The 19,451-nt window shown below is 63.5% G+C and carries 19 protein-coding genes; 1 reads left to right on the forward strand and 18 read right to left on the reverse strand.

Going from position 1 to position 19,451, the window contains the following annotated elements:
- Positions 1 to 230 precede the first annotated feature (230 nt).
- The 16 genes from tcuA to AC1DBX_RS14005 form a co-directional block, all read right to left on the reverse strand.
- Entirely contained in the window at positions 231 to 1,724 is a 1,494-nt protein-coding gene (tcuA, locus tag AC1DBX_RS13930; protein WP_476858155.1) for an FAD-dependent tricarballylate dehydrogenase TcuA, read from the reverse strand.
- A gap of 94 nt (positions 1,725 to 1,818) precedes the next feature.
- Complete coding sequence (locus tag AC1DBX_RS13935; RefSeq protein WP_476850862.1) at positions 1,819 to 2,682, reverse strand: amino acid ABC transporter permease; 864 nt, start codon at positions 2,680 to 2,682, stop codon at positions 1,819 to 1,821.
- On the reverse strand, positions 2,679 to 3,323 hold the full coding sequence (locus AC1DBX_RS13940) for an amino acid ABC transporter permease (protein WP_476850861.1): 645 nt from the start codon (positions 3,321 to 3,323) through the stop codon (positions 2,679 to 2,681). The genes AC1DBX_RS13935 and AC1DBX_RS13940 overlap by 4 nt, the downstream gene beginning before the upstream one ends.
- 10 nt (positions 3,324 to 3,333) lie before the next feature.
- Positions 3,334 to 4,203: a glutamate ABC transporter substrate-binding protein gene (locus AC1DBX_RS13945; RefSeq protein ID WP_476932000.1), complete on the reverse strand. Its 870-nt coding sequence runs from the start codon at positions 4,201 to 4,203 to the stop codon at positions 3,334 to 3,336.
- Between the two features lie 40 nt (positions 4,204 to 4,243).
- On the reverse strand, positions 4,244 to 4,993 hold the full coding sequence (locus AC1DBX_RS13950; RefSeq protein WP_476850859.1) for an amino acid ABC transporter ATP-binding protein: 750 nt from the start codon (positions 4,991 to 4,993) through the stop codon (positions 4,244 to 4,246).
- 240 nt (positions 4,994 to 5,233) lie between these two features.
- Complete coding sequence (locus tag AC1DBX_RS13955; RefSeq protein WP_476932001.1) at positions 5,234 to 5,896, reverse strand: GntR family transcriptional regulator; 663 nt, start codon at positions 5,894 to 5,896, stop codon at positions 5,234 to 5,236.
- Between the two features lie 415 nt (positions 5,897 to 6,311).
- Entirely contained in the window at positions 6,312 to 6,896 is a 585-nt protein-coding gene (locus AC1DBX_RS13960; protein ID WP_476932002.1) for a flavin reductase family protein, read from the reverse strand.
- A 38-nt stretch (positions 6,897 to 6,934) separates the two neighbouring features.
- Complete coding sequence (locus AC1DBX_RS13965) at positions 6,935 to 7,708, reverse strand: 1,6-dihydroxycyclohexa-2,4-diene-1-carboxylate dehydrogenase (protein ID WP_476858157.1); 774 nt, start codon at positions 7,706 to 7,708, stop codon at positions 6,935 to 6,937.
- Between the two features lie 73 nt (positions 7,709 to 7,781).
- Positions 7,782 to 9,218, reverse strand: coding sequence for an MFS transporter (locus AC1DBX_RS13970; protein WP_476932003.1), 1,437 nt, complete (start codon positions 9,216 to 9,218; stop codon positions 7,782 to 7,784).
- A 94-nt stretch (positions 9,219 to 9,312) separates the two neighbouring features.
- Positions 9,313 to 10,161, reverse strand: a complete 849-nt coding sequence (gene catA / locus AC1DBX_RS13975) for a catechol 1,2-dioxygenase (protein WP_476932004.1) — start codon at positions 10,159 to 10,161, stop codon at positions 9,313 to 9,315.
- 194 nt (positions 10,162 to 10,355) lie between these two features.
- Entirely contained in the window at positions 10,356 to 10,634 is a 279-nt protein-coding gene (gene catC, locus AC1DBX_RS13980; protein ID WP_476858159.1) for a muconolactone Delta-isomerase, read from the reverse strand.
- Between the two features lie 69 nt (positions 10,635 to 10,703).
- Positions 10,704 to 11,804: a mandelate racemase/muconate lactonizing enzyme family protein gene (locus AC1DBX_RS13985; protein ID WP_476858160.1), complete on the reverse strand. Its 1,101-nt coding sequence runs from the start codon at positions 11,802 to 11,804 to the stop codon at positions 10,704 to 10,706.
- The gene (locus tag AC1DBX_RS13990; protein WP_476858161.1) at positions 11,794 to 12,777 is read right to left on the reverse strand and encodes a LysR substrate-binding domain-containing protein; all 984 of its coding nucleotides are present in this window, start codon (positions 12,775 to 12,777) and stop codon (positions 11,794 to 11,796) included. Before AC1DBX_RS13990 ends, AC1DBX_RS13985 begins: the two co-directional genes overlap by 11 nt.
- Positions 12,778 to 13,559: 782 nt before the next feature.
- Complete coding sequence (locus AC1DBX_RS13995; protein WP_476850850.1) at positions 13,560 to 14,633, reverse strand: serine hydrolase domain-containing protein; 1,074 nt, start codon at positions 14,631 to 14,633, stop codon at positions 13,560 to 13,562.
- A gap of 308 nt (positions 14,634 to 14,941) precedes the next feature.
- Positions 14,942 to 15,508 carry a recombinase family protein gene (locus AC1DBX_RS14000; RefSeq protein ID WP_476932005.1) on the reverse strand — a complete coding sequence of 189 codons (567 nt, stop codon included), beginning with the start codon at positions 15,506 to 15,508 and terminating at the stop codon, positions 14,942 to 14,944.
- A gap of 541 nt (positions 15,509 to 16,049) precedes the next feature.
- Positions 16,050 to 16,340: a hypothetical protein gene (locus AC1DBX_RS14005; RefSeq protein WP_476850848.1), complete on the reverse strand. Its 291-nt coding sequence runs from the start codon at positions 16,338 to 16,340 to the stop codon at positions 16,050 to 16,052.
- Between the two features lie 777 nt (positions 16,341 to 17,117).
- Here AC1DBX_RS14005 and AC1DBX_RS14010 point away from each other — a divergent pair.
- A complete protein-coding gene (locus AC1DBX_RS14010; RefSeq protein WP_476932006.1) occupies positions 17,118 to 17,807 on the forward strand; it encodes a nucleoside/nucleotide kinase family protein in 690 nt (229 codons plus the stop codon).
- Between the two features lie 358 nt (positions 17,808 to 18,165).
- Here AC1DBX_RS14010 and AC1DBX_RS14015 read toward each other — a convergent pair whose 3' ends face one another.
- Positions 18,166 to 18,636 (reverse strand): hypothetical protein, encoded by a 471-nt coding sequence (locus tag AC1DBX_RS14015; protein ID WP_476932007.1) that lies wholly within the window; start codon positions 18,634 to 18,636, stop codon positions 18,166 to 18,168.
- The gene (locus AC1DBX_RS14020) at positions 18,629 to 19,168 is read right to left on the reverse strand and encodes a hypothetical protein (protein WP_476932008.1); all 540 of its coding nucleotides are present in this window, start codon (positions 19,166 to 19,168) and stop codon (positions 18,629 to 18,631) included. Before AC1DBX_RS14020 ends, AC1DBX_RS14015 begins: the two co-directional genes overlap by 8 nt.
- Positions 19,169 to 19,451 lie beyond the last annotated feature (283 nt).

Raw genomic sequence — 19,451 nt, forward strand, 5'->3', positions numbered from 1 at the left:
AGTGCGGGAAGAGCGCCCATCTGTGCCGGACAATGGGCCGGCAGTCGGTGGTGATGGTCCGCTCGGGAGACCCGTTTTGCTCGCGAACATCAGGGCAAATCTCCCGGGGGAGGTTTCGCCGTCAAGAGCCGGCTCTCCCTCAGTCCCGGTCACTGCGACGAGCGTCGGAGCGAGTGAAGCCGGCGGTGGCCCGCCCGGGTTTTTGAGGAGAAGTGCAGTGGATCCGTGCCCTACGCCAGGACGCCCGCCCGCCGCCCAAAGACGCACCCGGCAGCAAGTCCGGTGCCCCCCGGGTAGTTGACGCTGAATAGTCCGCCGAGCATTTCACCTGCCACGAACAGGCCTTCGATGTGCTTGCCGTCTGCGTCCAGGACGCGGCCGTGGGTGTCGGACTTGATGCCACCGAAGGTGAACGTGATTCCGCAGGTGACGCCGTAGGCGTAGAAGGGTCCGGTTTCGATCGGGGCGGCCCAGTTGCTCTTGACCGGTTCGGTTGCGGCCTTCCGGCCATCCTTAACGTTGGGGTCGAACGGGGTGGAGCGCTCGATCGAGCTGTTGAAGTCCGTCACTGTTTTGGACAAGCTTTCCGGGTCTATGCCGATTTTGACGGCCAGGTCCTCGAGGGTGTCGGCGACCTCGACAGAGATGCCGGGCATCTCGTATTCTTCGCTGCGCAGCATGGGCCGAAGGCCGGCGTCGAAGATCTGGTACGCAACCGAGCCGGGCTGCTTGAGGATTTCCTTGCCGTACTTGGCGTACGTGTAGTTCCGGAAGTCGGCACCCTCGTCCAGGAAACGCTTGCCGTCGGTGTTGACGATGATTCCAAACGGGTAGCTTTGCCGGGTGAGGCGGTTGGTGAGTTCGCGGTTGCTTTCGTTAGTGGCGGTAAAGGCATCCCACTGGACGCTGTGGCAGCTGCCCCAGTCTCCGCCCTTGGTGGCGCCGATCTCCAACGCTGCGGCGATCATGTCGCCGGTGTTGTAGGGAGTGCCGCGTACCTTGGCGTTTTCCCAGCCTTCGCCCAAGTACTCCCGCCGCCGCTTCGGGTCCGCCTCGAAGCCTCCGGCGGCGAGGATCACGGATTCTGCCCTCAGGCGCAGCTCCCCTCCAGCGGTGTTGACGACGACGCCGGCTACACGGCCGTTCTCAACGATGAGGCTTTGGGCCGCGTGGCCGTACCTGACTTCGATGCCCAGCTCTGCAGCGACCCGGGTGTGGTCTTCGATCAGGCCTTCGCCGCCGCCCACGTTTCCCACGTGCAGGCCGCCCCAGAAGAGGTAGGACCCGTCGGCACGCTCGAAGGCCTGACGCTCGTACATCAGGCGGTACTTCAGGCCCAGGCTGTTGAGCCACCGAAGGGTGGACTGGCTCTCGGCAATGAGGACTTCCGTCAGTGCCGGGTCGTTGCGGCCTTCGGTGACCTTTTCCAGGTCAGACGCGTATTCCTCAGCGCTGTAGGGCGGAACGACGGTCCGGCTGTGCCGTTCGTCCGGTTCCACGAGCCCTTGGAGGTCATCCAGGCCGTTGTGGACGATGCGTGTGGCGCCGGCGGTGTAGAAGCTGTTGCCGCCGGCCATGTCTTTGGTGCCCTTTTCGAGCAGGATGACTTTTCGTCCGCGGACGGCAGCGGCGTGGGCCGCCGTGAATCCGGCATTTCCGCCGCCGACGACGATCACGTCGGCCTTGGTGAGGTTTCCCGCTGCAGGTTCGTTCTGATCAGCCATTGTTTTCTGTCTCCTTCATGTTGAATTCTTAAGTATTCGACTGTATACACAGTGAGATAGGGGTGATTTGGGGGTAGGAGCGCGTCCGGGGGTGTTAGCGGTGGGCCGGTACGGGGGCTGGCTCTGCCGCTGTCACGGGGAGCGGTTCATGGGCGGCGAGGCGGTTTTGGCGGCGCTCTAGGGCCACGGCGAGGGCGCCGAGGGCGATGTTGACGACCAGGAATCCCAGGGCGGCAACAAACTGGGCCTGCAGCAGGGACCGGGTGTAGTACTGGCCGATGACGGTGGCGGACCTCAGGAGTTCCATGTAGCCGCCGAGCACAAAGGCCAGTGCTGTTCCCTTGAAGAGGATGATGAGCTGGCTCACGAGGGCAGGACTCATGGACCGCAGGGCCTGCGGGAGCAGGACCAGGCGCAGCGTCCCTACGTGGGAGAAACCCAGTGCGAGGGAGGCCTCGGCCTGACCGGGCGGCAGCGCGAGGATCCCGGAGCGCAGCAGGTCACCGATGACGGCCCCGCTGTACAGGGTCAGCGCGATGACCAGGAACCAGAAGTCCCCGAGTTTGAGGCCGTAGTTGGGCAGCACCAGGGACGTGAAGTAGAGCAGTAGGAGCAGGGGGATGCTGCTGAAGACGTCCGTGTAGACCCGGCAGGTCCGGCGCAGAGGTGCGTGTGTGGAGACGAGTCCGAAGGCCAGGAGGCATCCGGTGATCATGGACAGCACCATGCCGACGGCTGCGGCCGCAATGTTGTTCCACAGCCCCTGGCCGAGAAGCGCCCAGAGTCCGGGCTCGGCGAACGGGGCCCACGCCGCGGCGCTCAGCTCGCCTTTGTCGTAGAGGACGCGGAAGACCAGATAGGCGCCGGCGATCACGATGAGGGCGGTGAGGATTTCCAGGAGCAGGTGGCGGCGTTTGGCGCGCGGACCGGCCGGGTCAAAAAGCGATACGGTACTCATCGGCTGAACGCCACCTTCTGATCGACTGCGGATACGAGCCGGCCGATGACCAGCCCGATGGCGAGGTAGCAGAGGGCGGCCCCGCCGAAGATAATGAACGGTTGTGCCTCATCCACCGCGATCTTGTCCGAAAGGAACGTCAGTTCGGATACCCCCACCAGGGCAGCGACCGAGGTGTTCTTGACCATGGTGATGAAGACGTTGCCAAGCGGTCTGGTCACCGTGGCGAAGGCCTGCGGGAGGACGATGTGATTCAGTGAGGCCATCGGCCCGAAGCCCAGGGCGCGTCCGGCTTCCAGCTCGCCGCGGTCCACGGTGTTCAGGCCCGCGCGCAGGGTTTCGGCTACGAACGGCGCGGTGTAGAGCACCAGGACGATGGCGGCCGAGGCGTAGAGCGAGTACTGGATGCCCAGGACCGGCAGTCCGAAGACAAACAGCACCATCTGCACGGGAAGCGGCACGTTCCGGAAAATCAGCACGTAGGCCGAGGAAACACCCCGGGCCGTCCTGATGGGGCTCGTCCGCAGTGCGGCGAGCAGTGTCCCCAGGAGCACCGAACCGGCGGCCCCCAGGAGAACGAGTCCCAGAGTCACCATCACGCCCTGGCCAAAATCGCCGAGGTGATTGAGAAGGAATGACATCAGCGGATCCCTACAGCGTTACTTTGGGCGGGGTAACATCGCCGGGCTTGACCTGGCCGATCGTGGCGTCGTAGGCCTTCTTCCAGTCCCCGTCCGCGATGGCCTTGGTCAGGAGCTGATCGAGGTAGTCATGAAATGCTGCATCGTCCTTGGCCACGCCGATGGCAAATTCCTCGGCATCGGCCAAATGGCCGTCCGCGATGCGGTAGGCATCCGGATTCTGGGACTGGACACCGAGCAGGATTGCCTCGGTCGTGGTCACCGCGTCGACCCTCTTATCCTTCAGTGCCTGCGCGCATTCACTGTAGGTGCTGAACAGGACCACGTTGGCCGCGGGCACGGCCGCACCGATGAGCTGGGCCGCGCGGGCGCCGGTGGTGGAACACACGGTCTTTCCCTGGAGGTCCTCGGGTTTGTTCACTGAGCTGTCGTCCTTGCGTACCAGCAGGGCCACGTTGCTCTCAAGGTAGGGTCCGGCGAAACTGACGACTTTCTTCCGTTCGTCCGTCACTGCGTAGGAGGCGATCACGGCGTCGACCTTGTTCTGCTGCAGGAACGCCTCACGGTTTTTGGTGACCGCCTCAACGAACTCGACATTCTCTGCACTGCCGGTGATGTCCTTGGCCAGGATTCTGGCCATCTCAATGTCCAGGCCTTCCATCTTGCCGGTGACCGGATTCTTCACGCCAAAGAGCGGCTGGTCGAATTTGACCCCGACGATCACTTTGCCGCGTTTCTGGATCTTGTCCATCGTGCTGTTGGCCGGGAAGCTCCGGGCCGGTTGGGTCTCGGCGGCCGGGGTGCTGCCGCCGCAGGCTGTGGTGCCCAGGACCAATGCGCCGGCGATGGCCAGGGCCGGCAGGAAGTGCTCGCGTTTCATGGTGACTCCTTAGGGTGGGTGCGTCGTTGCACAGGTGCTGTTAATGGACCGAGGAGAGGAAGGCTTTGGCCCGGTCCGAGGAAGGGGAGGTGAAAAACGTTTCAGGGTCGGCAATTTCCACGATGGCGCCGGAGGCCATGAACACGATCCGATCCGCGAAGGCCCGCGCGAACGACATCTCGTGGGTCACGACGATCATCGTCGTGCCGCTCTGCGCGAGGCTCCGCATGGTCGCCAGAACCTCGCGGGTGGATTCCGGATCGAGCGCCGACGTCGGTTCATCAAAGAGCAGGACCTTGGGATCCATGGCCAGTGCGCGGGCGATGGCCGCGCGCTGCTTCTGGCCTCCGGAGAGCTGGGCAGGCCTGCTGTGTGCCTTGTCGGCGATGCCGACCATGGCGAGCAGTTCGTGGGCCCGCGTCTCTGCCGCCTGTTTGGCCAGGCCGAGAATTTTCCGTGGGGCGAGGGTGATGTTCTCCAGGATGGTCTTGTGGGAGAAGAGGTTGAAGGACTGAAAGACCATCCCCACCTCGGTACGGAACTTGTACAGATCCCTGCCCTCCACCGGCTGTTCGTGGCCGTCGATGAGAATGTGGCCCTCGTCGATCGCTTCGAGCCGGTTGATGCACCGGCACAGCGTCGATTTGCCCGACCCTGACGGGCCCAGGATGACGACCACCTCGCCACGGCGCACCGACAAATCAATGCCGGTCAGGGCCTGCATGCTGCCAAAGCGCTTGCCGACTCCGCGGAACTCAACGACGGTGTCCGTCTCCGTGATGGCTGTCATGATCTATCTCCTTTGATGGAATACGACTGTATACAGTGAAGTACAGTGTGGCATGGTGACCGCAATCACGGCAAGTCATTACGAGTCTTGGATGGGTGTGGAGGTCTCGCCCACCGCCGCGGCAGTTACCAATGGCAGCGGTGGGCGCAAGGGTGGCAGCACCGGGCTGATGCCCGGGAGAAGGCAGAAAAGCTGGCGCATCGGGGCCCGGAGAGCTAGCCGGAGAGCCTGGCGGTGATCTTAGTGGGAGGCCGATTTCCGCAGCAGGTCGAGCCTGATCCGACGGGCTGTCTCCATGTGTTCGCGTGCGGTGTTCCGCGCAGCAGTTTCGTCGCCGGCGGTGATGGCCGCGACCAGCTTCGAATGCTCGGCCAGGGCCTCGTCCCAACGCTCTCCCACAGACAGAGTCGAGTGCGGCGTGCGGATCAGGTGGGTGGACAGCCGCTGCAGGAGATCCTGGAGGACGGGATTGTGCGCAGCCGCCCAGACGGCAGCGTGGAACTCCAGGTTCGTCGACGCCCGGGTGATGTCATCCGGCTCCGAAAGTGCGCGGTCACGTTCCACCAGGCCTTCGAGCTGCATAATGTCAGTGATGTCGTGGGACAGGGCCGCCTGCCCGGCCGCCTCCTGTTCCAAAAGAATCCGCACGTCATAGACCTGGATGACTTCCTGGGGTGTTGCCTGATGGACCTGCAGTCCACGGGCGCCGCGATCCAGAAGACGGTCGTGCTGGAGGCGGCGAAGAGCCTCGCGCACCGGCGTGCGGGAGACACCGAAGCGTTCCCCCAAGGTAACTTCCCGCAAGGGAGTGGCCGGAGCAATTGCACCGGCCAGGATTTCAGAGCGCAGCTGGGCGTAGATCGAATCCCCGTCGTGCCGCATCGTTTCAGAACCAGGTGACACAACTTTCCTTCCACAGTGGCGACTCGGAAGGGAGGCTTACGCCGCCACTCGGTCCCGCCAGTTCGCAGACCCGAGCCATCGCCCGGACCCCCATAGTATTCCAGTGGATACGCGCGAGTCCAAGATGTGTTGTCCTTTCCATCCGGATGGTGCATGAATCGGTATTGTTCGGCCGCTGCCGGCCTAGTTCTTCGCCAGCAACTTTTGCCATCCGGGCGGACCTCGCCCGTCGGTGATACGTGCCGGTACAGGGTCTGGCGGGTGATGCCGAGTTCGGTGCAGAGATCGCCGACTTTGGTTCCGGGCTTGCCCAGGGAGGCCGTGGCGAGCCTGAGTTTGGCCGAGGTCATTTACTCGGGAGACTGAGTCGCATAGCCCGACATGTAGATCGCTGCGCCCTGCAGGGCCGGTCAGATTAGACAGGTGTCCGGTCGTGAAGCGGCCTGAAGGAGCTGGAGCCGGCGAACCAGTCCGATTCGGGAGCATCGCCGGAGTTATCCCGCCGGGCACCCTCGATCCGTCCTCCTGGATTGTGGAACTCGCCGCCGAACAACACGAGGGGTTCCCGCTTGGTGACGTCCAGTGTGATGACCTCGCCGACGACGATGATGTGGTCGCCGCCGTCGTAGATATTCCACGGCCGGCACTTAAGCGTCGCGGCGTTCCCCGTCAGCACCGGGACGTTGCCGTCCAGCGTCCATTCCGGTTCCGCGTCAAGGACTTTGCCAGCGAAGTGCAGGGCCACATCCTTTTGTTCTACCGACAGGATGTTGATAGCGAACGGCGCAGCTTCCAGATACCGGGCGCCGCGCGAGGACCGGGTCAGTGTGACCTGGGCAAGCGGCGGGTCGAGGGATACCGCGGTGAAGGCGCTGACGGTGGCGCCGTGCGGAACGCCGTCGTCCGTCCGGGTGGTGACCACCGTGACACCGGTGGCGAACGTGCCAAAGGCGTGGCGCAATTCTCGTTCTTCAATGCATCCCATGACTTCCTGAGTCATCGACTTCTCCTTTCTGCTGTTGTTCAGGCCGCGCTGAATTACCCAAGGTCCCCGCCGCCCACCGGCAGCACCGCGCCAGTGATGTAGCTGGCGTCGTCAGAGGCCATGAACAAGATCGGAGCTGCCTGCTCTTCCAGCGTGCCGTACCGCTTGAAGAGGGTGCTTTCGGTGGTCTGTTCCACGATCTGCTGGTACCACGTCTCTTCCTGGGCGGACTGCGCGTTCGGGTTGCGCGGGACCTTCCGCGGCGGAGCTTCGGTGCCGCCGGGCGCGGTGGCCACTACCCGGATGCCCTTCGGAGCGGCTTCGAACGCCAGCGACGCGGTCAGAGCGTTGACCCCACCCTTGGACGACGCGTATGGAACGCGATTGATGCTTCGGGTGGCTATCGAGGAGACGTTCACGATGACCCCGGCCGTCCGTTCGACCATGTGCGGCAGCACTGCGCGGCAGCACCACAGCGTGGGGAAGAGGGAGCGCCGCACTTCGGCCTCGATCTCGTCCTCCTCGTAGTGCTCGTAGGGCTTGGTCCAGATCGTACCGCCGACATTGTTGATCAGGATGTCGATGCGTCCGAACTCTGCCACGGCGTAGGCCATCAGCTTCACGGCGCCCGCATAAGTTTCCAGATCGCAAAGGAAGTATCGTGCGGGTGCATCACTGGCCGTCAGCTCAGCACACACTTCAATGACCAGCTCGGACCGGTCCGCCAGCACTAGGGTGCCTCCCTCGGCCGCAATCTTACGGGCGACGACGGCACCAATCCCTTGGGCAGCGCCGGTCACCACAACAACCTTGTCGGTAAAACGCATTGCTGTGCGTCCTCTCTTATTAGGATTTTTCAGCCGTTGAGGCCAGTTCGATATCTGCGTAGCTGCCCCCGCGTCAGCTGATGGCTTCACGTTCCCGTGGCGCCGGCTCCGTCGAAGCAATCTCGGCTTTAACTGTCGAGCTTCGCACCATCAGGGTGGCCAGTCCGGCCAGAACCAGGGGTACCGCGAGTGCCATGAAGTAGCCGGAGACGCCCAGTCCCGTGAGAATGAGCCCGCCGAGGGCGGAGCCCACGATGGAACCGAGGCGGCCAATTCCGATGCCCCAGCCGGTAGCCGTGGCACGAAGTTGAGTGGGGTAGGCGTTGGCGATCAGGTAGTTCAGGGCCAACTGCTGGCCGCCAATGCCAAAGCCGGCCAGCCCGATAAGCACGAAGACCAGCGCAAAGTTGGAGCCGGCCAGGCCCAGGCCCAGCGCGATGACGATCCCCGCCGCAAACATGACCAGCAGCAATTTTCTGGGGTTGACCTTGGGCAGGATGATGGACAGAGGGATGGCGAAGAGGATAAAGGCGCCGTTGACGGTCACGGTTCCCATCGCGGCCTGCGAGCCGGCCAGCCCCAACATCTTGAGCGCGGTTGGCATCCAGAGCAGCAGCAGGAACCACGCGATCCAATTGAGCAGGTAGGTGGCGAAGACCGCGATGGTGACCATCCGGTACTTAGCGGAGAAAAGTGCGGCGACGGAGCTGCGCTCCTGCATTTTGTCGTTGGTTGCGAGCACGGCGTCCGGGCTGACTGGGCTCCCGGAAATTGAGGCCATGATCTGACGCGCCTGTGCGTCGGCTGCGGAGGTGCCCTTGGCCGCCAGGAAGATCGGCGATTCGGAGAGAATCTTGCTGCAGACCAAAACCATGGCAAGTGGCAGCACGCCGCCGGCTAGGAAGATGCCACGCCAGCCCATCACTGGCAGCCATGCCGCCGCCATAAGCCCACCGAGTAGCGCGCCACCGGGCAGGCCAAGCAACACCAATGTCATGAACGTGCCGCGGCGCGATTTGGGACTGTACTCGGCGGTCAGTGCCAGCAGCGCCGGGGTGGCCCCCCCCATGCCGAGGCCAATGAGGAAGCGCAGAATGACTATCTGCTCCAGGGATTGAGCAAAAGCACCGGCAAGGGAGAACACACCAAAAAGGGCCAGTGCGAGCAGGATGGTCTTCTTCCGACCGATCCTGTCCCCGAAGGTGCCAAGGGACATTGCGCCCACGCACATGCCAACGGTGCTGGCGGTGATCACCCAGGTCATGTCAGTGGCCTGCAGGCCGAAGCCTTCGGCGATTGCCGGTCCGATGAATGCAATCGACTGGGTGTCGAATCCGTCCAGCAGTGCGATCACGAAACAGAGGACGACGATGGACCATCGTTTGATTCCCATGGGCGTGTTGTCGATAACGTCCTGGACGTTATAGGCGAGTTTAGTCACCGGTAACTCACTTTCGTGTGATGTTCTGACCCGACTGATCCGGGGGCCGGGCGGCTGCGGCCACTTCATTTTGGGCACGCGGCATTACGGCGGGTGGTGGGGATGATATTGGGGTTGGGCCCGGGGCCGGGCGGTTCCGGCCCCGGCGCCGAAAAGGGGGGGCTTAGCCCCGGGGATCGAGCACGAAGTTATAGATGACTTCGCGGCCCTTGCCGTCGGCGCGCTCGGTGGGGGCCAGGACGAGTTCGGGCTTCACGGCCGAGGCGATGTCGTCGGCGACGTGCTCGTCGCCTTCGAAGTAGAGCTGGGTGGTGATGAGCTCGTGCTTCGGGGCCGAAACCTTCAGGTGCAGGTGGGCCGGCCGCCAGGCGTGCCAGCCGGCCGCGGCGATGAGGGCACCGCAGGCACCGTCGGTGGGGATCTGGTACGGCGCGGGCTGCATGGTGTTGATCTGGAAGTTGCCCTGAGCGTCGGCGATGATGGAGCCGCGGAGGTTCCATTCGGGCAGCCCGGGGGCGAACTGGGAGTAGAAACCGAGGTCATCGGCGTGCCACAGTTCGATCAGTGCTCCGGCGAGCGGCTGGCCGGCGACGTTCGTGACCTGGCCCTGGAACAGCAGCGGCGTGCCTGGTTCGTCGTCGCGCATCGGCAGGGTGGCCGGGGTGTTGAGCGTGGGGGCGTTCGGGATGTAGTACGGTCCCTCGATGCTGCCCTTGGAACCGTGGCGGCTGGAATTGGCGACCTCCTCGACGGAGTGCTCCACCCATACGTCCAGGAACAGCGGCCACTCCCCGTCCTCGCCGACCTGGATGAGCCAGGCCTTGAAAGCGTTGTATTCGTCGTAGGTGACCTTCTCGTCCAGGACGGTGTCGTTGATCGCCTTGATGACGCGGCCGGCAAGCGTGCTGACCCGCTCCTGGCTGGTGCCGGCGGCGAGGTGCTTGTTCTCCCGGAAGCGGGCGGTTGCCCCTGCGCCCGAGGAAGCTGCTGTGGCTTCGGTTTCCATTGTCATGGTGACTCCCTTGTCAAAAAAGAACGATGGTAAAAACGGTCGGCGGTTTCGGACTGGCAAATTTCGCTCAGTGCCGTGCCGCACATCACAACCGGTGTTGATTCAACGGTAGGCCCGTAATTGATCGAGGGGAAATACCTATTTCCGGCCCATTGAAAGCTTTTGGATATGAATGTTTCGAGCGAGGGGCCGGGCTATTTCACAGCGGACGGGTGCATGGCCAGCGGCGTCACCTTGATGTCCATGTAGGGGAAGAGCGGCAGTCCGGAGAGCAGGGTGTGCAACTCGTCGTTGTCCGCGACGTCGAACACCGAGTAGTTGGAGTATTCGCCCACGACCCGCCACAAATGCGCCCAGCGTCCGTCGCGCTGCAGCTGCTGGGAATACTCCCGCTCTTCCGCCTTGATGGCGTCGGCGTGTTCCTTGGGCGTGTCCAGCGGAATATTGACGTCCATGCGGACCAGGTACAGCATGTGGTTCTCCTTGCGGGGTGGGGAGCGGTATGCGGGCGTTCTGAGGGCAGGATGCGGGGCTGGGCCGGCCTAGTCCTGTCGGTATTTCTGCAGCTTGTCGGCGTCGATGGCCGCGCCGACGCCGGGGACCTCGCGGACCCGGATGGCGCCGTCGTTGATTTCGAGCGGCTCCGCGAGCAGGTCGTCCGTCATGTCCAGGTAGTTGGAGAGCTCCCCGGCCCGCCGGGAGCTGGCCTCGAACGCCGCACCAAAGGTGACCGTGGCGAGGCTGCCGATCTGGGTGTCGATCTGGTTGCCCATCGTGACGTCCACGCCGAGGCCCACGCAGAGGCCGAGGATCTGCTGGGCTTCGGTGAAACCGCTGCGCGCAGTCTTAATGCAGATCGCGGTGCTGCCGCCGGAAAGCAATTCGCGGGAGACATCGCCCAGGGTGGGGACGCTTTCGTCGCCCACGATCGGGATGCTCGAGCTCTGCACCAGCCGGCGCCGGCCCATCGCCTCGCCGGCATCGCACGGCTCCTCCAGCATGGAAAGGCCCAGGCCCTCGGTCCTGCGCAGGACCTCCATGGCCTCGTTCGCCGTCCAGCCACGGTTGGCGTCGAGGTAGATCTCGGCGTCCTCGCCAAGGCCCTCCCGCAAAACATGGCAGGCCTCGACGTCGAGGGAGAGGGGCCGCCGCCCGGTCTTGAGCTTGAAGGTGTTGATGCCGTACTTTTCACGGAACCGCAGCGCTTCTTCCAGAAGCTCGGCGGCGGGCTTGAAGCCCAACATGTGCGAGACCCGCATGCTGTCGGTGAAGCCGCCCAGCAGTTTGTGCACCGGGGTGCCCAGCGAGATCCCGATGACATCCCAGAGGGCGATGTCCAGGGCCCCCTTGGCCGTGGGGTTGTTGACCGTGCGCCGGAGCAGCTGCTGGACCTTGGAGCGGTCCAGCGGGTCCAGCCCGATGAGTTGCGGGGCAAAGACCTTGGTCACCACCGAGACGATCGAATCCTGGGTTTCGCCGTAGGTGTAGGGCCGCGGCGGGGTGTCCGCGATACCGCAGATGCCGGTGTCCGTGTAGATCCGGACCAGCACGTGTTCCGCGGAAGTCACCTCGCCGCTGGCGAACTTCAGCGGCCGCGCGTAAGGAATGGCGTAGGGAATGGCCTCAATGCGGTCAATTTTCACGGGGTGGTTCCTTTGTTGCGGATGCGGGTTGTGACTGTGGCAGGGACTGGGCCGGCGACTCCGCGGGGCGAAGCGGGGGCTGTTGCTGGCCAGGGCCCGATGTGGGAGGTAAATCGAAGAGCTGCAGGAAGCTGCGCAGCAGGGGTGTCTCAGCGTCGCGGATCCAGGCAACGGCGAGGTCGACCGGCGGCGGGTTATGCAACGGACGGAAGACGACACCCTGAAAGGAAAACATCCGGGAAGTCATCGGCACTAGGGCGATCCCCATCCCTGCCGCGACGAGCGAGAGCAGGGTGGAGGTTTCCCTGGCCTCCTGGACGAGCCGCGGCTGGAACCCGGCTTTGCGGCAGGCATCCACGACGATGCTGCTGACCGCGGAGTAGCTCGGATAACCGACGAAGTCCTGGCCGGCGAGCTCCGCCAGTTCCAGGGTGCCCTTTTCCGCCAGCGGCGAATCCGCCGGGAGTGCCGCGACCAGCTGATCCTGTTCGAGCAGTTTGAGGGCCACAGTTCCGGAGCGGACTGGGGGTCGGAGGACGGCGACGTCGAGCCTTCCGTCCTCGAGTGCGGACTCCATCTGCGGCGTCAGCATTTCGCCCTGAACGGTGATGCGGAGCCCGGGAAAAGTGCGTCGGGCGGCCTGGACGATGCTGGGCATCAGCCGGTAGGTGGCTGTTCCGGTGAAGCCGACGCGGAGGACGCCAGTGGCACCTGCGCCGACCTGCCGGACGTCCTCCTCCAGAGCTTCCAGTTCCTGCATCAGCAGCCGTCCTCGATCCAACAGGACCTGTCCGGCTGGGGTGAGATCCACCTTGCGCGTAGTGCGCAGCAGCAAGGGTGTGCCGAGCTGTTCCTCCAGCTGCCGGATCTGTTGGGACAACGGCGGCTGGGCCATGTGCAGCCGCTGGGCTGCGCGGCCGAAGTGACGTTCCTCGGCCACTGCAATGAAGTACTTGAGGTGGCGCGTCTCCATAAGAAGCTCCCGGGCAGCTCGAAGCAGGCGATATGCCGTACTCCGACCAGCTTAGGAGGGCGGATTAGTTAGGGGAAATACCTATTTCGGAGCTATTGGGACGTTTCGCATACCAATCTCCGCCTGTGGGCGGCCGGGCGCGGACAGGCAGGCCAGCGGCAAGGAGAGTTACATTGTTCGAAAGGCAAGCTGGCCAAGATGTCGGCCCAGCCGAAGTGCTTGAAGACATAGCCGCCCGGCGATGGCGCGGTGACGACCCGGTAGATGAAGTCTGCAAGGAAGATCACGCTGAAAACGGCGTTCATCACCGTGATCCCGGTGGCGAGCGATTTGCCCCCTTGTTGCCTCACATGAAAACCTCCGAGCGACAGCTGTCACGCGGGCAGCAACCATAACCCACGCTCCGGGCACCGCTTCGGCTGGTGACCGCACTCACCGACCCACTGTTGAAATCAGGCGGACTGGTACTTGGACCAACGTGGACGGGATCGCGGTTTGCGTGGATCGTGACTCAGCTCGGAGAGGGTCATGCTCAGGACCCTGTTGTGTAAGTTGAACATGCGCCATGATTGGCACCTGGAGTTCACCGAGGATGGCGGCCGCTACAAGCGCTGCAGGCGTTGCGGTAAGGACGACGACCGTGGCGGTGGCGGGACCGGCGCGAGTGGCGCTTGGGCTGGCATTGCCGGGATGGGATAAGCCCGCAAGCCAGGCGGTCTCCGGCCAAGGCCGCCGGGTTCACAACGGGAGGGGCTCCACCCGGGCCCGGCTCCCCGATCTGTTCACTGGCAGAGGCGGTCGAGGGTTTCCTGGGCGGCCTGTTCCATCTGCGTCTGGAGCAGGTCGACGCGGCGTGCAGTTGCAGGGTCCTGCCAAGGCCGCGGCGGCATTGTCATGGTCATCGTGACCTGGCTGCCGCCGTCGGCGCTCGTGATGGAAATACTGAGGTAGCCGAATCCGCCCCCTGGATGGCCGTAGCGGAAGTCGCTGGAACACGCGTCAGGATACCGCCCCAGGCCGAGCCCGTAGTCCGCGAAGCCGGCCTTCTTCTTCATTTCCTCAAGCATGGCGGGGGACAGGAGCTGGCCGCGCAGGAGGGCCCGGTAGAAGGTGTTGACGTCCTGCGTTGTGGAGATGACGCCGCCTGCGGGGGAGCCGACCCAAACCTCGGGCTGGGTGAGATCGACCCGTTCGCCGCCATCAATGACGTAGGCGTGGATGTTGTCCGGAGCCTGCCGGTCCGGTTCGGCCAGCGACGTGTGCTGAAGTCCCAGAGGGCCGAAGATGTCTTCATTGAGCACGTCGGCAACGGGCCGTCCGCGCAGCTTTTCGATCAGCTGGCCGAGAGCCATGTAATTGGAGCTCGAGTAAGAAAAGCGATCCACGTTCTTGGACTCCCAGGGGAGCGTGGCGGCCAGTTCGAGTGCCCGCTGCATGCTGAGCCGTGTGTTCGCAACCTGCTTCAGTGGTCCCGCAGAGTATTCGGAATCCACGTAATCGGGCATGCCGGAGTTATGGTTCAGCAACTGGCGCACGGTGATCAGTCCGGGCGGCCGCAGCGTGGTCCGGAAACTCTCCAGGACACCGTTCACCGGATCATCGAGCCCGATAAGTCCCTGGTCGACGAGTTTCAAGACTGAGACGGCGACCATCGACTTCGTAATGCTGGCCACGGATACCCGGTCCTGGGGCCGGGCCGGGTCCTTGCTGTCCAGGTTTCGCACCCCGTAGGCCTTGGACCATTCGCCGCCCGGCCATCTCACCTGCACAACCAAGGACGTCGCCCCGCCCTCCATGAAGTGCCGGACCCGGCCTTCCAGAGAATCCGTCGCGGCCTGGATCGCTTCCTGGGTCACTGCCTGGGTCGCGAAGACGCTCGATGGAGCCGGCCCGGGAGGGGCCCCCACGCAGCCGCTCACAGGGAGAACCAAAGCCGCGGAGATAACTGCGGCACCGAGCGGACAAGAACGCGTCCGCCACCGAGCAGCCAGGGCACCCATGACATCGTTGTACGCTCAAATCTGTCCAGTGGATAGGCCGGGCCCGTAAAGTCCCGCCGCACAGCCCGCCGACTAGTGGAAAGAGCAATCTCCTCCCGCCTGGAGCGGCAGGGGAGTCTCGACGCCCGATGACCACGAAACTCAGCACCCAGCGCCGATCGCCGCTAAGGATTCCACAAAAGGAACGGCGAACCGCCCACTCCAAGCTGTGATTTAACCGCCACTCCCAACGAATAGTTACAGACTTCGGCACAGGCGTTTGAGCTGCTACTTTGATGCGCGCCTGGGTCTCGATAAAGCGTCCCGCATCGGTATGGCGGGGGAGTGGCTGATGTGGGCCCGAGGCGGCGTTCGTTGGTTGTCGCCGTGGGTTGCCAGCTGCCGCGGTAGCAGGTTGGCTCCGTCCGGGCGAGCTCACCCGTGCGGGAGACAGGGCGGTGGATGGTCTGGCGGGTGATGCCGAGTTCGGTGCAGAGTTCGCTGACTTTGGTTTCGGGTTTGCCCATTGACGCCATCGCGAGGAGGAGCTTGGATGGGGTCATCTTGTAGGGGCGGCCGCCGCGGGCCCGCGCGGAGGCCAGTCCTTTGATGGTTCGTTCTGAGATGAGTTCGCGTTCGAACTCGGCCAGGCCCGCGAAGATCCCGAAGACCAGCTTCCCGGAAGCGGTCGTGGTGTCGATGGCTGCTCCCTGGCCGGTGAGGACCTTCAGTCCGCGGCTCCCTGCCGTCATAACGGCCATCGCCCGCCCAGATGAGCTCCTCGCCGTCGATCACGCACCCGGGCGGGACCTGCTCCGCAAGGGCAGCAGCCAGGTCAGGGCACCACAGGGTCAGGTCTTTGCCCTGACAGGGCACAGCGTCACGCCCGTCTCCGCGACCACTGCAGATACCCGAAAGCCGTCCCACTTGGGCTCATACCAGGAGCCGCCGGGAAGCACGTCCGGGCCGGGGACTCGGTTCACGGGTTTGGCCATGCTCAGGGAAGGCACGCGAAGGTCCGCCGGCCGGAGCTCTGACATGGCGGGCCGGGGAGATCAGTAGGGGCTCGAAAAGACCGGGGCCTGGGCGGCGCCCCGAGTGTCAGTGTCGCGTACCGCTGTCGCCGTCACGGCATCGGGGTCCGAGAAGACCACACGATGGGTTTGAGCGGTCACGGTTTCGTCTGTCGCGTGAAAGGCCGGCGCTTCGGTGGTCGTCGTCATAGCCATCATTTGTACGGCATGACCGGCCGAAGGTGCCAGTCGACGCGCCTGTCCGCGGGCCGCTGAGGTTCTACGTCCGCGGCATGAGGGTGAAGAACGACTTCGGATCGTCCGAGCCGAGAAGGTCGCGGTGGAAGGAGATGGCATCGACCGGGAAGGAGTTCACGAACAGGACGGCCACTGTCGCGGAATGCACGACGGTGTACCGGGTCACTGATTCGAGCCATGACATCAGTCCGGTGTAGTCCTCAACGAGGAGTCCGTCGCCCAGGAGGCCGCGTTTCGCGAGTAACTCCTCGACTGCGTGCCACTCCCAATCCATGAGCTCATTGATCGCTGCTTCCACTGTTGGAGTGCTCATATCTCGATGGTGGCACCGGCCATCGACAATCAGAGGAACTTGCGCCGCGCGTGTCGTCATGCCGGCCGATCCATGCCTCAGCCCTGCTGCCTTTTGGTCCTTCGGCGGTCTTCCCGGGACGACCCGACGGGCCACTGGTGCGACCGCATTGACTGCTGGGATGTCGTCCAGACCGGCTTTGTGTAGGCGGATTGCCCGCCGGTGGGATTCGATGCACTTTGGGCTTAGGACTGGGTCGTACCGGTGCCGGATCAGACCGGATTCCGTATGTTTCCGCGGGGGAGCGAATGCAGTTCGAGTCCCACCTCGGGCACAGTATTTCCCTGTCCAGGGGCTTGTGGGCCTCTGAATGTGTACAAATCACTTTTTATGGGCCCCTGCGGGGGCCCAATTTTGTTGGTGGCGGCTGGTCTGGCGGCTCCTTCCCTTGGCGTGGACAGCGGTGTTGCCGTGTACTCCTTCATGGCCGGGAGCGCTTGGAACTGCATGACTTGCTGCGACTCGGGATCATTGGGCCTCCTTTCTTCCTGTTTGTGGCGGACGTGGTCGGCCTTGTACCTGTTCATCTCCCGGAGTTGTGGTGATGACATGACCTGAGGGATGTTTCTGGGAGATTGTCTGGTCCTCGATTCGTTCCTTTTTCTTGGCCGGGGAGAGGTGAGCGGGCGGTTGTGCGGCAAAGGTTGTGTGGACATTGTCCACGCCGATGTAACGTGATGCCGTAGAACACCGGTGACCTCCTGCCCTGGTCCAGGCGAGAGCCGGAGAGGAGAAGCGATGAACACCCCTCCATACCTGCGCTGGGACGAATCAGGCCAGCAGCAGCTCCTCGCCAGGGCTGAAGCGCTGCTCCAGCGGCGCGGCCGGTGCCTGCTCGGAATTGCCGGGGCGCCCGGTGCCGGAAAATCCACCATCTCCGAATGGCTGCTGGAGCGCCTGCTCGCCGACCATCCCCGGCAGGTCGCCCTGGTCCCTATGGACGGATATCACCTGGCGCAGTCGCTGCTCGTGGCCCGCGGGCTGGAGCACCGCAAGGGCGCTCCGGACACCTTCGACGGTGCCGGCTTCGTCGCGTTGCTCCGCCGGCTGCGCTCAGAGACCTCGCGGGAGATCTTCGCTCCGGTGTTCCGCCGCGAAGTCAACGACGCGATCGCCGGGGCCATCGCCGTCCCGCCGGAAACACGCCTGATCATCACCGAGGGCAACTACCTGCTCTTTGACGAGGCCCCATGGAGCGAGGTCGCATCCCTCCTGGATGAAACCTGGTTCGTCGAACTCGAACAGGGCGAACGCCTGCGCCGGCTCACCGCCCGGCACCTGAGGTTCGACAACGACGCCGCCATCGCCGAATGGCGTGCAACCGGCAATGACGAACGCAATGCCCGCCTGGTAGCAGCAGGAAGCCAGCGGAGCACACTCGTCATCGAGCACACACCCGCGACCGTCCCGGCGCCCGGCCACGAATAAGCGGCCAGAAACCGAGCCGCCGGCTTCACTGCGCCCCGGCATTATTCCCTGCCTGGGACACAAGTGCCCGACGAGGCTCATCGATAGTGTTCACGTAACCTGCCGTCGTAGCCGCTTCTGAGTGGCCGCTCGTCATATTCTCCGATATCGGCGTTGGAATCAGTTGAGTGCAGCCGATCTGCGGCCACGAGCAGAATCACCGAGACCCGAGTTCAAATCGACGGGTTTGCCTTCATCGGTCCATAGCGGTCCCGGACCGTAGTCCGTCCAGAACTCCAGTCGCGTCATGATCCGAGTATCTCCCTGCGGCGACCGGCCTTTGGGATCAGCCGCCTCCACGCAACGGCTGATCCCAACGCTACGCCTTTGGTATGGCCAGGGTCGCTGCCCAGCGCTGGCCCACAGCCGATTCGATGCCTACCGAATAGGACTTGAGGTGGCTGACCTCGAATTGGTTTTCCGAAGGAACCACATCGTTTTGATTGCAGGGCAGCGGGAACTTACCTACGCCATCGACGTTTATGAGTACTTCCCCCGGGCCAAAGCACGTCAAATAAACTTTGATGAACTTCGATTCCACGCTGAATTGACCAAGGCTCATCGTTGCAGTCTGGTTGTCCAGCGATCCGACCACTTTTTCGCCGCTGGGAACGTGGTGGTTCACGGTCGTCGGAGAAGTTACTGACTCGGGCGGCGTGCTCGACGGACTTACCGTAGCTGTGGCAGTACCGGGAGGCAGCGGCGGCACGGCGTCGCATCCCACCAGGGCAAGGCACACTGCAGCAAGCCCGGCCCCGGCCAGCATCATCCCCGCTGATCTATCAGCCATTCCAAGTCTTCCACCCGATGCTGGTGGGAGCATCCAGCGTCCCCGTCCCAATAGTCGAACTAACGCAATTGGTGTTGTATTTCCAAGTGCGGATGTTTACCTTCCATTTGCTGGTTCCGATTTGCGCGTAGCCGGTCCGCAAAGCCGGCACGGTGTATTGGACCGACATTGAGGTCGTATAGGAAGCGGAGGCCGTGATGCTGCCGGACACCTGTGCCTTAGCAGTCGCGATTCCACCGCTCACGCCGCCTTCAATATAACCGCCCACTGTCGCTCCTATCGTGCCAGACAAGGTATTCGTAAACGTGACAGTGTTCGCATAGCTCGTCCCGTTAATGGCGTGGTACACCGGGCCGATGGCCTGATAGTAGTTTTGCTTGGACGTGACCGTCTTGTAGACCGTCGAGCTGTCACATAGCCCCTGTGGACTAACCACCCCCCCTGTGTCCGGGGCAGCCTGGGCCGGAGATGCAAGGGTCATCAGCCCCGTTACGAGAATGCCAGCTAGTGTCGCACCAAGAAACTTCTTCAATTGAATCCCCCAATTTCAGTACTCCGCTAGCTGACATCAGGGCGCACAGCGAAGTGAAGTGAAATAGTCCCCCAATGATCGCTGGGCTGAAGCGTCGCTGCCCCGACCAGCTGATGGCCCGACTCTATGGGACCGCGACTGCAGCAGCAATATGTAAAACAAATTGAATTATTACAGTCTGGTAAAGACATTCAGGCCGGCGCCACACCGGAAATGAAGTTTGCCTGCACGGTTCCGTTTGGCAGGCTTGGGGTCAATCAGGCCAGGCCTCAGTAAATGGACA

Source organism: Arthrobacter sp. 10N44_2 (assembly GCF_056394385.1).

Excerpts from the sequence above, each read along its gene's own strand:
- tcuA (WP_476858155.1), bottom strand. The coding sequence starts at position 1,724 with ATGGCTGATCAGAACGAACCTGCAGCGGGAAACCTCACCAAGGCCGAC.
- AC1DBX_RS13935 (WP_476850862.1), bottom strand. The coding sequence starts at position 2,682 with ATGAGTACCGTATCGCTTTTTGACCCGGCCGGTCCGCGCGCCAAACGC.
- AC1DBX_RS13940 (WP_476850861.1), bottom strand. The coding sequence starts at position 3,323 with ATGTCATTCCTTCTCAATCACCTCGGCGATTTTGGCCAGGGCGTGATG.
- AC1DBX_RS13945 (WP_476932000.1), bottom strand. The coding sequence starts at position 4,203 with ATGAAACGCGAGCACTTCCTGCCGGCCCTGGCCATCGCCGGCGCATTG.
- AC1DBX_RS13950 (WP_476850859.1), bottom strand. The coding sequence starts at position 4,993 with ATGACAGCCATCACGGAGACGGACACCGTCGTTGAGTTCCGCGGAGTC.
- AC1DBX_RS13960 (WP_476932002.1), bottom strand. The coding sequence starts at position 6,896 with ATGACTCAGGAAGTCATGGGATGCATTGAAGAACGAGAATTGCGCCAC.
- AC1DBX_RS13965 (WP_476858157.1), bottom strand. The coding sequence starts at position 7,708 with ATGCGTTTTACCGACAAGGTTGTTGTGGTGACCGGCGCTGCCCAAGGG.
- AC1DBX_RS13970 (WP_476932003.1), bottom strand. The coding sequence starts at position 9,218 with ATGAAGTGGCCGCAGCCGCCCGGCCCCCGGATCAGTCGGGTCAGAACA.
- catA (WP_476932004.1), bottom strand. The coding sequence starts at position 10,161 with ATGACAATGGAAACCGAAGCCACAGCAGCTTCCTCGGGCGCAGGGGCA.
- catC (WP_476858159.1), bottom strand. The coding sequence starts at position 10,634 with ATGCTGTACCTGGTCCGCATGGACGTCAATATTCCGCTGGACACGCCC.
- AC1DBX_RS13990 (WP_476858161.1), bottom strand. The coding sequence starts at position 12,777 with ATGGAGACGCGCCACCTCAAGTACTTCATTGCAGTGGCCGAGGAACGT.
- AC1DBX_RS14000 (WP_476932005.1), bottom strand. The coding sequence starts at position 15,508 with ATGACGGCAGGGAGCCGCGGACTGAAGGTCCTCACCGGCCAGGGAGCA.
- AC1DBX_RS14005 (WP_476850848.1), bottom strand. The coding sequence starts at position 16,340 with ATGAGCACTCCAACAGTGGAAGCAGCGATCAATGAGCTCATGGATTGG.
- AC1DBX_RS14010 (WP_476932006.1), top strand. The coding sequence starts at position 17,118 with ATGAACACCCCTCCATACCTGCGCTGGGACGAATCAGGCCAGCAGCAG.
- AC1DBX_RS14015 (WP_476932007.1), bottom strand. The coding sequence starts at position 18,636 with ATGGCTGATAGATCAGCGGGGATGATGCTGGCCGGGGCCGGGCTTGCT.